The sequence below is a fragment of the Pseudomonas sp. 9Ag genome, from assembly GCF_902506445.1.
Taxonomy (GTDB): domain Bacteria; phylum Pseudomonadota; class Gammaproteobacteria; order Pseudomonadales; family Pseudomonadaceae; genus Stutzerimonas; species Stutzerimonas stutzeri_AB.
On sequence record NZ_LR733836.1, the window covers coordinates 1,406,977 to 1,419,183 of the forward strand.

Genomic DNA, 12,207 nt, shown 5'->3' on the forward strand with positions numbered 1-12,207 from the left:
CATGGCGACTATCGAGCGGAATGCAGGGATCGGCGCTGGAGTTGTTCCGGCGGTGCAGATAGAGTCACTGACACAGTAGTAATCGAGGGGTCTTTCAATGTCCCGCATCATCCGTTTCCACCAGTTCGGGCCAGCCGAAGTGCTGCGTTATGAGCAGCGCGACGTGCCAAAGCCTGGCCCGGGCGAGGTGCTTGTCGACGTGAAAGCGATCGGCATCAGCTGGAACGACGTACTCTGGCGGCAGGACTTGGCTCCGCGTCACGCCAAGCTCCCGGCAGGGCTGGGCAGCGAGATCGCCGGCGAGGTGTTGGCGGTAGGTGATGATGTAGATGGTTTCGCGGTGGGTGATCGTGTTGCCAGCTTCCCTGCGCACGATCTCAACCAGTACCCGCTCTATGGCGAGCAGGTTCTGCTGCCGCAAACGTCGCTGGTGCACTATCCGGAGATGCTCAGCGCAGCTGAGGCCAGCGTCCATTACACGCCGGCGCTGGTGTCTTATTTCGCGCTGATCGAACTTGCTCAGCTCGAGCCTGGACAATACGTGCTGGTCACCCAGGCGCGGCATTGCACCGGGCCTTCTGCGGTGCAGCTGGCGAAAGCACTTGGCGGACGTGTGATCGCCACCTGCGAGACGGCTGAGGATCGCGACTTCCTGCGTGAGTTGGGTGCCGAGACGGTCATCGTTACCGAAGAGGAAGATCTGGTCGGGCGGCTGCAGAAGATCACCGGTGGGGCTGGCGTGGAAGTCGTACTCGACGGTTGCGGCGGCTCGCAGATGAAGCTGCTGGGCGACGTGATCGCACCGCGCGGCAAGCTGATCCTTTACGGGCTCAACGGCGGCAACGAGACAGCGTTTCCGGCTTGTGCGGCGTTCAAGAAGAACTTCAAGTTCTTCCTGCATTGCCTGTGCGATTTCACTGGCCAGCCCGAACTGGGCATCGAGCAGAACCGCGATGCAGTCGAGCGTGCCTTGCTGCACATCAACCAGCTCACGGCCGATCGTCTGGTCACTCCGCAGGTCGACAAAGTATTCACCTTCGACGAGGTGGTGGCAGCGCACGAGTATGTTGAGAGTGGTGCTCCGCGTGGTCGGGTCGCACTGCGCGTCGACTGATTGACCGAGGCCCCTGTTCAGGGGCCTCTCATCGCTTCACAGAAACTTTTCCTTCCGCCGTCAAGTCCTCCGAATACAGCTTTCAGGCTCTTACGGAGGATCCAGCATGCCCGACGAAAACCAGACGCTCCCACCTCAACAGCAACCGGAGCCTGGCAAGGAAAGCGAGATGAGCCCTCGCCCCGAGTACCGTGGCGAAGAATACAAGGCCGCCGGCAAGCTCACGGGCAAGGTTGCGATCATTACCGGTGGCGACAGTGGTATCGGACGCTCTGTCGCGGTGTTATTTGCCCGCGAAGGCGCTGACGTGGCGATTCTTTATCTGGATCAGCACCAGGACGCCGAGCAAACCAAGCGCGTAGTGGAAGAGCAGGGGCGCAAATGCCTGACGTTTGCAGGCGACGTAGCGGACCGCGATGTGTGCCGCAAGGTGATCGATGAAACGCTGAGCGCGTTCGGCAAGCTCGACATCCTGGTCAACAACGCAGCCGAGCAGCATCCGCAGGAAAAGCTCGAGGACATCAGCGAAGAGCAGTGGGAGAAAACCTTCCGCACCAACATCTTCGGCATGTTTCAGATGACCAAGGCCGCACTGCCGCATCTGAAAAAAGGCGCCTCCATCATCAACACGACCTCGGTTACCGCCTACAAGGGCAGCCCGCATCTGTTGGACTACTCGTCGACCAAGGGCGCAATCACATCATTTACCCGCTCGCTGTCGATCAACATCGCCGACCGCGGAATCCGCGTGAACGGAGTAGCGCCTGGGCCGATCTGGACGCCACTGATTCCGTCGACGTTCGATGAAGAAAAGGTGAAGAAATTCGGCGCCAACGTGCCTATGGAGCGTCCGGGGCAGCCTGATGAAGTGGCGCCGGCATACGTGTATCTCGCCAGCAGCGACTCGTCCTACGTCAGCGGACAAGTTATTCATGTCAACGGCGGCACTGTGCTCAACGGCTGACCGAACGAACTGTCGACAGGAGGGAAGGCATATGCCCCGTACGATCTGGAAAGGCGCCGTCAGTTTCGGCCTCGTTCACATCCCCGTCGCGCTTGTACCGGCTACGACCCGGCAGGGTATCGATTTCGACTGGCTGGATAAACGCAGCATGGACAGGGTCGGCTACAAGCGCATCAACAAGACCACCGGGGAAGACATCGAGAGCGAGAACATCGTCAAAGGCGTGGAATACGAAAAGGGTAATTACGTCGTCATCAGTGATGATGAAATCAAATCGGCCCACCCTGAAGCCACGCAGACGGTCGATATCGTTGCCTTTGTCGATGCCAAGGACATTTCTTTCCTGTACATCGCTACGCCGTATTACCTCACCCCGGATCGACGGGGTGAAAAGGTCTATGCATTGCTCCGCGAAACCCTGGAGCAGACCGGTAAGGTCGGCATCGCCAATGTTGTGCTACGCAACAAGCAGCATTTGGCGGTTGTGATGCCGCTGGGCAAGGCCCTGGTCATGAATACCTTGCGCTGGGCCGATGAGGTGCGCGGCGTGGAATACCTTGAGATGAAGGACGAAGCGCTCAACCCCGACCTTAATCCCAAGGAACTCGACATGGCCAAGCGGTTGGTCGAGGACATGAGCGAAGACTGGAACCCCGAGCAGTACAAGGACACCTTTCAGGATCAGATCATGGATCTGGTGGAGACCAAGGCCCGAGAAGGCAAGCTCGAAGCCGTGGGTGGGCCGGAAGAAGCAGTGGATCGTCGCAGCGCCGATGTCATCGATCTGACCGAGCTGCTCAAGCGCAGCCTGGCCGGCAAGTCGTCAGCCAAGAACGCTGCGCCGGCGGAAGCAGTCGACGAGGATGACAGCGAAGAGGCCGCGGCACCGGCCAAGCGGACTATGAGCAAATCTGCGGCGAGCAAAGCCAAGGCTCCAGCCAAATCGACTGCCAGTAAGTCTTCAACCAGCAAAACCTCGACGGCACGCAAGACGAGTACCAGCAAACCGGCAGCCAGCAAATCCAGCAGCAAGAAGGCGAGCTGAGCCCATGAGGATTGCGCATGGCTGAGAAGGCGGCCAAAAGCCGCCCCGATGTGGGCGGTATCGGCATCAGTAATCCGCAGCGGGTCATCGACCCGGCCAGCGGCGCCACCAAGCTGCAGCTCGCTGAATACTACCTGGCAGTCGGTGAATGGCTGACGCCTCAGTTGGCCAAGCGGCCGCTGTCGATTGTTCGCGCTCCGGAGGGCGTCCCCGGTGAAAGCTTTTTCCAGCGTCACTGTGGACGTTTGAAAATGCCCCACATGCGCGTGCTGGATAAATCACTGGATCCCGAACACGCCCGTCTGATCCAGGCGGACAGCGTGACTGCCGTGATTGAGGCTGTGCAGATGGGCACCATCGAGTTCCACACCTGGAATGCGCGTAGCGATCGGATCGACAAGCCGGACCGGGTCGTTTTCGATCTTGATCCCGACCCGGAACTGCCATGGTCGAGCATGGTGCAAGCCACCTGCATGACCCTCGATCTGCTCGACGAACTCGGTCTTCGGGCCTTGCTCAAAACCAGCGGAGGCCGGGGCGTACACGTAGTCGTGCCCATCGACCGTCGTCACAGCTGGGATTGCGCCAATGAATTTGCCCGTGGCGTTACGGTCCGGTTGGCAAAGGAGGCGCCGGAGCAAATCGTCGCGAAGATGGGGCCGAAGAACCGGGTCGGCAAGATCTTCGTCGACTACCTGCGCAACCAGAGGGGCGCGAGCACGGTTGCGGCCTTTTCCGCGCGGGCACGGCCCGGTTTGCCGGTTTCCGTACCCATCGCCCGGGAGGAACTGCAGCAGATCAGCGGCGCCGATCAATGGAATATCCTCAACCTGCATGAGCGCCTCGACAACCTGAAGCACGATCCCTGGGCCGATTACCCTGCGACCCGCCAGACTCTCTCGGCTCAACTGTTAAAAGACCTCGCTGCGCGCCAGTGACGCGACGGGTGACCTGTTGATGGTCGAGGTCCTGAACTAGCCTTTTAAGCGTAACGACTGTGACGCCCGTCTGTCCCTCTGGAGGAACCATTCCAGAGCGGTCCAGTCCACCTGTTAGATGGACAGACACAATAAGTAACAGGAGATACCGATGACCGTGCGAGTATCCCGGCGACAGTTCCTGAAGTTCGGTGCGGCTGGTGTAGGCGCGTCGAGCATGGCCATGATGGGATTTGCGCCTGATGAAGCCTTCGCGTCGATTCGTCACTTCAAGCTGACCGGCGCAAAAATGACCCGCAATATCTGCACCTACTGCTCAGTAGGCTGCGGCATGCTGCTTTACTCCCGTGGCGACGGCGCGATCAACGTGATCGACGAGATCTACCACGTCGAAGGCGATCCGGATCACCCGGTCAGCCGCGGTTCGCTTTGCCCACGCGGCGCAGGTGTTCTCGACTTCATCAAGAGCGAATCGAGGGTCAAATACCCTGAGGTCCGTGAGCCTTACACCAATGAGTGGAAGCGCATCAGCTGGGACGAGGCCTTCGCGCGTATCGCCCGGCACATGAAAGATGACCGCGACCGGAATTTCGAGACGCATGACGAGCAGGGCCGGCTGGTCAACCGCTGGATGACCACATCGATGGTAGCGGCTTCGGCCTGTACCAACGAGACGGCCTATCTCACGCAGAAGATCACCCGAGCGCTTGGCATCCTCAAAATAGACAACCAGGCTCGCGTTTGACACGGACCAACGGTGGCAGGTCTTGCCCCAACATTTGGTCGCGGTGCCATGACGAATCACTGGACCGACATTGCCAACGCCAATGTCATCCTGTCGATGGGCGGCAATTCGGCTGAAGCGCATCCGGTGGGCTTCCGCTGGGTCATGCATGCCAAACAGCGCAGCAATGCTGTCCTTATTTCGATTGACCCACGCTTCAATCGCACCACCGCAGTAGCGGACTATCACGCCTGGCTTCGTACTGGCACGGATATCGTGTTTCTCGGCGGGTTCATCAACTACCTGATCGAAACCGAGCGCTATGCACATGAGTACGTGCGCGAGTACACCGACGCCAGCCTGATCGTGGCCGAAGGGTTTGGTTTCGAGGAAGGATTGTTCACCGGTTATAACCCGGCTGATCGAACCTACGACCGGGAAACCTGGAATTTCGAGCTGGACGAAAACGGCTTTGCCCGGACCGACCCAACGCTGCAGCATCCACGCTGTGTCCTGCAACTGATGCGTCAGCATTACAGCCGCTACAGCGTCGATCAGGTGGAAAACATCTGCGGCATGCCCAAGGCAAAGGTGCTTGAGCTCTGGGACCTGATGGCGACCACTTCGGCGCCCGACAAGACCATGACCATCCTCTACGCTCTGGGCTGGACGCAGCACACCATCGGCTCGCAGATAATCCGCTGCGGAGCCATGGTCCAGCTGTTGCTGGGCAACATGGGAATGCCGGGTGGCGGGGTGAATGCGCTGCGCGGGCATTCCAACATTCAGGGGCTTACGGACATCGGATTGCTGTCCAACCTGCTCCCGGGCTACATGAATCTTCCGTCGGTGAATCTGCAGTCCTACGAGGACTACATGAAGACCCGCATCAAGCTGCCGCTGCTCGAAGGCGAGGTTTCCTACTGGAAGTTCTATGAGCGGTTCTTCGTCAGTTTGATGAAGGATTGGTACGGCGATGTGGCAACCAAGGAAAACAATTGGTGCTACGACTGGCTGCCAAAGCTGTCCGAGCCAATCTATGACGTGCTGTACGCCATCAACGACATGACGCTGGGCAAGATGACCGGCGCATTCTGTCAGGGCTTCAACATTCTGGCGGCTTTCCCGAACAAGGCGAAGGTCATGGACGGTCTGTCGAAGCTTAAATTCCTGGTGATCATGGACCCGCTCACCGTGGAGACAGGCGAGTTCTGGAAAAACTTCGGTGAATACCACGACGTCGACCCGTCGCAGATCCCCACCGAGGTGTTCCGGTTGCCGACCACCTGTTTTGCGGAGGATGACGGCTCCATCACCAACAGTGCGCGCTGGTTGCAATGGCATGAGCGGGCCGTGCCTGGCCCGGGCGAAGCCATGACCGATACGGAGATCCTGGGTGAGGTCATGTTGCGCCTGAAGCTCATGTACCAGGAGGAGGGTGGTGCCTTCCCCGATCCGATCCTGAATCTGAGTTGGAACTACAAGGTGCCGCAGTATCCCAAGGCATCCGAACTGGCCATGGAGTACAACGGTCGCGCACTGGCGGACATTACCGATGACAGCGGCAAGGTCATTCGGCGCAAAGGCGAGCAGTTGCAGGATTTCAGTGAATTGCGCGCGGACGGCTCGACCGCCTGTGGTTGCTGGATCTATTCCGGCGCCTGGCCCGAGCAGGGCAACATGATGGCCCGTCGCGACAATTCGGACCCCTACAACACCGGTAATACCCTGGGCTGGGCCTGGGCCTGGCCGATGAATCGGCGACTGCTCTATAACCGCGCTTCGGCGCGTCCCGACGGTACCCCATGGGCACCGAACAAGGCGTTCATCTGGTGGAACGGCGAGCGCTGGACAGGCGCTGATGTGCCCGATTTCCCGGTCACGTCGCCGCCCTCGCAAGGGGTGGGTCCGTTCATCGTCACCCAGACCGGACGTGGGCATTTCTTCGCCTGCGAATGGTTGAACGAAGGGCCTTTCCCCGAGCATTACGAACCCATGGAGACGCCGATCGACCGCAATCCACTGAGCCCGGACAACCCCTTGGCGCTGCATAACCCCATCGCCCGGGTGTTCGAGCAGGACCGCGACTCGTTCGGTTCAAACACGGAATTCCCGTATGCGGCGACGACCTATCGCCTGACCGAGCACTTCCATTACTGGACCACCCATGCGCGGCTCAACGCCATCGCTCAGCCGGAGAAGTTCATCGAGATCAGCGAAGTGCTCGCCGGCGAACTGGGCATTGCGGCCGGTGATCGGGTCAAGGTCAGCTCCAAGCGCGGCTATATCACCGCCGTGGCGGTGGTCACCAAACGGCTGGTGCCGCTGGAGATCGACGGCCGCACCGTGCATCAGATCGGTATCCCGATTCACTGGGGGTTCAAGGGTGTGGCGAAGAAGGCGCACCTGACCAACACCCTGACACCCTTCGTGGGCGACGGTAATACGCAGACGCCAGAGTTCAAGTCGTTCCTGGTGAACGTGGAAAAAGTCGGAGGGATCCTCTGATGAGAGGCGACCAGATAAATCTGCAGAACATCATCGCCCGTTCGGCGACGACCACGCCTTCGCCACAGGTACGCCATGGGGGTGTGGAGAAGGTCACCAAACTGATCGACGTGTCGGTCTGCATTGGCTGCAAGGCCTGTCAGGTGGCGTGCTCGGAGTGGAATGACCTACGCGACGAGGTTGGGGAGTGCGACGGTACTTACAACAACCCTCAGGACCTTTCGCCTGAGTCATTCGAGGTGATGCGTTTCTCGGAATACGAGGACGAGCAGGGCAACCTCGAATGGCTGATCCGCAAGGACAACTGCATGCATTGCGCCGAGCCTGGCTGTCTCAAGGCCTGCCCGTCACCCGGCGCCATCGTGCAGTACGCCAACGGCATCGTCGATTTCAATTCCGAGCATTGCATCGGCTGTGGTTATTGCGTGGCGGGTTGCCCGTTCGACATTCCGCGAATCTCGAAAAAGGACAACAAGGCGTACAAGTGCACCCTGTGTTCGGATCGAGTCTACAACGGGCTGGAGCCGGCGTGCGTCAAGAGCTGCCCGACCTCGGCCATCATGTTCGGTACCAAGGAAGACATGCTCGACTACGGTGCTCACCGGGTCGCAGATCTGCAGGGGCGTGGCTACGAAAATGCCGGGATCTACGATCCCCCAGGTGTTGGCGGCACTCACGTGGTCTATGTGCTGCAGCACAACGACAGGCCGGAGCTCTACAGCGGGTTGCCGCGTGATCCCCATATCGCGCCCACGGTCGAGCTGTGGAAAGGGGTGACTAAACCGATCATGTCGGTGGCGCTGGGCATGTCGGTGCTGGCGGGCTTCTTCCATTACGTGATGAAGGGGCCGAAAGAGGAGCCGGAGGATGATCCGGATCCGGAAAATGCGCATGACGCCCGTGAAATCGACAGGCGCGGGGAGGACCGGCTATGAGCCACTCGAATGTCAAACACGGCATCCTGCGCTATGGCTGGTGGACGCGGGTGAATCACTGGCTCATCGCGATCAGCTTCGTGCTGCTTGTGCTGAGCGGGTTGGCGTTGTTCTACCCGTTCTTCTTCGGCCTGACCGCGCTGTTCGGCGGGCCGGAGCCGACGCGCATCGTTCACCCGTACATCGGCGTGTTCATGTCGTTGTTCTTCGTCATCCAGACGGTGCGCTTTTTCGGCGACAACCTGATCCGTCGTCACGATGTGCAATGGATGAAGCAGATCCGCGACGTGCTGGCCAACCGCGACGAGCGGCTGCCGCCAGTAGGCAAGAACAACGCCGGGCAGAAGCTGGTGTACTGGATATTCCTCGCCACTGTGCCGGTGCTGCTGATCACCGGCATCGTTCTCTGGCGCCCATGGATCGCCGATGACATGCCTGTCTGGGCGCTGCGCTGGGCGGTCACCATCCATGCTTACACCGCCTTCATTGCGATCATCACATTGGTAATCCACATCTACTCGGCGATTTGGGTGAAGGGGTCGGTACGCGCGATGACGCAGGGACGTGTGAGCCACGCCTGGGCGCGTCACCACCACGGTCTCTGGTATGACGAGGTACGCCGCAAGGGAGGGCATGAGGATCCGGGCGGTCTGTCGCCCAACCGGGACGTACCCTCGAAACGAACGTAAGGAGCTGCAGTGAACCACTCTTTTGGAAGTGCGCCATCGGGAATTATGGAGGCGCCAAATGTGGTGTTGCCGGACGCCAAAGTGTTCAGCAAGCGTGCGACGAGGCTGCGGGAACTCGTCCAGCAGGTTCCACCCCTGGATGAGTTTCTCGCCTTCATGGCGCGCTTGGTGCAAGCCCAGCACCAAGTACTGATTGAGCGTGAAGCAGGTTGGCGTCCGGCTGAGGACGCATTCGATCAAGCGTTGAAGCATGGGCTGCCGCCACTCGGCTTTCAGGCCTTGAAGCGTGACGTGCCCTGGCATGAAGACCTGCTGTCGATGCTTGATGCGATGGAGCTTCACATAGGCGAGATTCAACGACCGTTGCTCAAGAGACTTCGGGAATCCTCGCGTGAGCAGCTCGATGCGTTGGCGGACGACATTCTCGAGGCCCGACCCGGTGATGAAACAAGCCGCCCGTTACTGCCACTGGTCGCCGCCGCCCTGCAGATCACTTGGACGAGGCTGGCGATGGCGTTGCCTCGGCCCCCCGAAAAACCTGTGGGCGAAGCGAAAGGGCTGTGCCCGTGCTGCGGTTCCCCACCGGTCGCCAGCGTCATTCACAACGAACGTCACCGCGCGGGCGTGCGTTATCTGCATTGCTCGCTCTGCGCCACTGAGTGGCATCTGGAGCGACTCAAGTGCAGTGTCTGTGACAGCGGCGCGAAGCTGCTGTACCTGACGTTGGATGACGAGCAAGGCAAGCCGGCTATGCCGGTTCAGGCGGAGTCGTGCGGCGAATGTCACAGCTATCTCAAGGTCATGTTGCGCGAGGAGCACGGGCGCGCTGACCCGGTAGCAGACGACATTGCCAGCCTTGCGCTCGATATGCTGCTGGCCGAACAGGGCGAATACGGCCGTAGCGGCTACAACCCATTGCTGATCGTCGGTGGCGACTAGCGCACCAGGCGTATGTCTCAGACTGGCACCTATTGGGGCAGCCGCACATCAAATGCGCTTCGGATTGCCAGCAAACTGGCTCCTACTGGAGCAATGCACTCACACGCCGGCCGTTCTGTCCGGCGTTTGTCCTAAAACAACCGCAGCGCTGTCTGTGACAAGCGGTAGCGGCCTTCTTGCTGAACTTTTCACGCCTCCTTTGGTTCGGAAAGAACAGAGCCCGAGAAAGCCCGCATGAAGGGTTTTCCGCCGGTATCGCCAGCCCCGCTCGATTGCCAATCCCGAGCGGGGAGGTTTTGCCGTTTCGCTGTCATTTCGCCTAGGAGCCCCGTTCGATGACCGATGCAAAGCCCCATCCGGTGATTCACCCCCGACTTGAACAGGCCTTGCGGATGCCGCGCATCGCCATTGAATCTACCCAACCCGTCCTTGAAGGGGGGCGATTTGCCGCAAAGGCAACCATTGGCCACCCGATCAACGTCACGAGCAAGATCTTCGCCGATGGGCACGATCAGCTCGCTGCGACGATCTGCTGGCGGACCAAGGACGAAACCACCTGGCGCCGCGCACGGCTCAAGTTGATCGGCAACGACAGCTGGGAGGGGCAGTTCACCCCAACCCAGGTTGCGTCACACGAATTCATGATCGAAGCCTGGTGGGATATCTACGAGACCTACCGTTACGAGCTGTCGAAGAAGCACACCGCCGGCGTTCCCGTGCAACTCGAGCTGGAAGAAGGACGGCTGTTGCTTGAGCGCGCCAGCCAACGCGCGCAGGCCGAAACCAAGGCCATCCTTGATGACCTGCTACACCGCCTGAGCGTGGCGCACCTGGACGACGAGCGCGTCTCGGTGATGCTGGCCAGTGAAACCGCCGCGGCGATGGCTGATGCAGACCCACGTGAGCATTGCAGCCAGAGCGATGTATACCCGGTGGAGGTCGAGCGACCGCTTGCACTGTTTGCCAGCTGGTACGAGTTGTTCCCCCGCTCTGAAACCGATGACCCCAACCGTCACGGTACCTTCCACGACGTACACAAGCGTTTGCCGTCGATCCGCGACATGGGCTTCGACGTACTCTATTTCACGCCGATTCACCCTATCGGCCGGCAGCACCGCAAAGGCCCGAACAATACCCTGCATGCCGGTCCGGATGATCCAGGCAGCCCGTATGCAATCGGCAGCGAAGCCGGTGGGCACGATGCTGTTCACCCGGAGCTGGGTACGCTTGACGATTTCCGCGCACTGGTCGCTGCGGCCCGAGAGCACGGTCTGGAAATCGCACTCGATTTCGCGATTCAGTGTTCGCAAGATCACCCGTGGCTCAACGAGCATCCGGGCTGGTTCTCCTGGCGACCGGACGGGACCATCCGCTATGCGGAGAACCCGCCGAAAAAGTATCAGGACATCGTCAACGTCGATTTCTACGCCGAGGACGCCATGCCCGACCTGTGGATCGCCCTGCGCGATGTGATCTGGCACTGGGTGGAGCAGGGCGTGAAGATCTTCCGCGTCGATAATCCGCACACCAAACCGCTGCCATTCTGGGAATGGATGATTGCCGATATCCGCGAGCGAGACCCGGATGTCATGTTCCTTTCCGAGGCTTTCACCAAGCCGGCGATGATGGCGCGCCTGGGCAAGGTTGGCTTCAATCAGAGCTACACCTACTTCACCTGGCGCAACAACAAGGCGGAGCTCAGCGCATACCTCACCGAGCTCAACGAGCATCCGCTTCGCGATTGCTACCGGCCTAACTTCTTCGTCAACACGCCTGACATCAACCCGTTCTTCTTGCACGACTCCGGGCGCGCTGGGTTCCTGATTCGCGCGGCGCTGGCGACCATGGGCTCCGGGCTGTGGGGCATGTACTCGGGGTTTGAACTGTGCGAGTCGGCGGCGATTCCAGGCAAGGAGGAGTACCTGGATTCGGAGAAGTACCAGATACGGGTACGGGACTATCACGCACCGGGCAACATCGTTGCCGAGATTGCCCAGCTCAATCGAATCCGCAGGCAGAACCCGGCCCTGCAGACGCATTTGGGGTTCAAGGCATACACGGCCTACAACGACAACATCCTGTTCTTCGGCAAACGCACGCCGGATCTGAAGAACTTCATCCTGGTTGCGGTCAGCCTTGACCCACATAACGCCCAGGAAGCGCATTTCGAGCTGCCGCTGTGGGAGATGGGGCTCCCGGACAATGCCGAGACCCGAGGCGAAGACCTTATGAACGGGCATCGCTGGACTTGGTACGGCAAGACTCAGTTTATGCGGATTGAGCCCTGGCACTTGCCGTTTGGCATTTGGAGCATCAGTTCAGATGCCATGGACCCTGACTTAAAGTGATTT

At 59.9% G+C, this 12,207-nt stretch carries 9 protein-coding genes; all 9 read left to right on the forward strand.

What is annotated here, in order from left to right; all coding sequences use genetic code 11:
* Nucleotides 1-97 precede the first annotated feature (97 nt).
* Nucleotides 98-1,114 (forward strand): zinc-dependent alcohol dehydrogenase family protein, encoded by a 1,017-nt coding sequence (locus tag ALTERO38_RS06290; protein ID WP_102835287.1) that lies wholly within the window; start codon nucleotides 98-100, stop codon nucleotides 1,112-1,114.
* A 106-nt stretch (nucleotides 1,115-1,220) separates the two neighbouring features.
* A complete protein-coding gene (locus ALTERO38_RS06295; protein WP_159967689.1) occupies nucleotides 1,221-2,078 on the forward strand; it encodes an SDR family oxidoreductase in 858 nt (285 codons plus the stop codon).
* 31 nt (nucleotides 2,079-2,109) lie between these two features.
* A complete protein-coding gene (locus ALTERO38_RS06300; RefSeq protein ID WP_159967690.1) occupies nucleotides 2,110-3,123 on the forward strand; it encodes a Ku protein in 1,014 nt (337 codons plus the stop codon).
* A 17-nt stretch (nucleotides 3,124-3,140) separates the two neighbouring features.
* Nucleotides 3,141-4,061, forward strand: coding sequence for a non-homologous end-joining DNA ligase (ligD, locus tag ALTERO38_RS06305; protein ID WP_159967691.1), 921 nt, complete (start codon nucleotides 3,141-3,143; stop codon nucleotides 4,059-4,061).
* 157 nt (nucleotides 4,062-4,218) lie between these two features.
* Complete coding sequence (gene fdnG / locus ALTERO38_RS06310; RefSeq protein WP_178114633.1) at nucleotides 4,219-7,293, forward strand: formate dehydrogenase-N subunit alpha; 3,075 nt, start codon at nucleotides 4,219-4,221, stop codon at nucleotides 7,291-7,293.
* The gene (fdxH, locus tag ALTERO38_RS06315; RefSeq protein ID WP_102835281.1) at nucleotides 7,293-8,228 is read left to right on the forward strand and encodes a formate dehydrogenase subunit beta; all 936 of its coding nucleotides are present in this window, start codon (nucleotides 7,293-7,295) and stop codon (nucleotides 8,226-8,228) included. The genes fdnG and fdxH overlap by 1 nt, the downstream gene beginning before the upstream one ends.
* Entirely contained in the window at nucleotides 8,225-8,917 is a 693-nt protein-coding gene (locus ALTERO38_RS06320) for a formate dehydrogenase subunit gamma (RefSeq protein WP_159967693.1), read from the forward strand. Before fdxH ends, ALTERO38_RS06320 begins: the two co-directional genes overlap by 4 nt.
* A 45-nt stretch (nucleotides 8,918-8,962) precedes the next feature.
* Nucleotides 8,963-9,856 (forward strand): formate dehydrogenase accessory protein FdhE, encoded by an 894-nt coding sequence (fdhE, locus tag ALTERO38_RS06325; RefSeq protein WP_159969645.1) that lies wholly within the window; start codon nucleotides 8,963-8,965, stop codon nucleotides 9,854-9,856.
* Nucleotides 9,857-10,191: 335 nt separating this feature from the next.
* On the forward strand, nucleotides 10,192-12,204 hold the full coding sequence (locus ALTERO38_RS06330; RefSeq protein WP_159967694.1) for an alpha-1,4-glucan--maltose-1-phosphate maltosyltransferase: 2,013 nt from the start codon (nucleotides 10,192-10,194) through the stop codon (nucleotides 12,202-12,204).
* The last annotated feature ends 3 nt before the right edge of the window (nucleotides 12,205-12,207 follow it).

What these genes read in the sequence shown, in the direction of transcription:
- ALTERO38_RS06320 (WP_159967693.1), top strand. Translation starts at nt 8,225, where the DNA reads ATGAGCCACTCGAATGTCAAACACGGCATCCTGCGCTATGGCTGGTGG.
- ALTERO38_RS06290 (WP_102835287.1), top strand. Translation starts at nt 98, where the DNA reads ATGTCCCGCATCATCCGTTTCCACCAGTTCGGGCCAGCCGAAGTGCTG.
- ligD (WP_159967691.1), top strand. Translation starts at nt 3,141, where the DNA reads ATGGCTGAGAAGGCGGCCAAAAGCCGCCCCGATGTGGGCGGTATCGGC.
- fdhE (WP_159969645.1), top strand. Translation starts at nt 8,963, where the DNA reads ATGGAGGCGCCAAATGTGGTGTTGCCGGACGCCAAAGTGTTCAGCAAG.
- ALTERO38_RS06330 (WP_159967694.1), top strand. Translation starts at nt 10,192, where the DNA reads ATGACCGATGCAAAGCCCCATCCGGTGATTCACCCCCGACTTGAACAG.
- ALTERO38_RS06300 (WP_159967690.1), top strand. Translation starts at nt 2,110, where the DNA reads ATGCCCCGTACGATCTGGAAAGGCGCCGTCAGTTTCGGCCTCGTTCAC.
- fdxH (WP_102835281.1), top strand. Translation starts at nt 7,293, where the DNA reads ATGAGAGGCGACCAGATAAATCTGCAGAACATCATCGCCCGTTCGGCG.
- ALTERO38_RS06295 (WP_159967689.1), top strand. Translation starts at nt 1,221, where the DNA reads ATGCCCGACGAAAACCAGACGCTCCCACCTCAACAGCAACCGGAGCCT.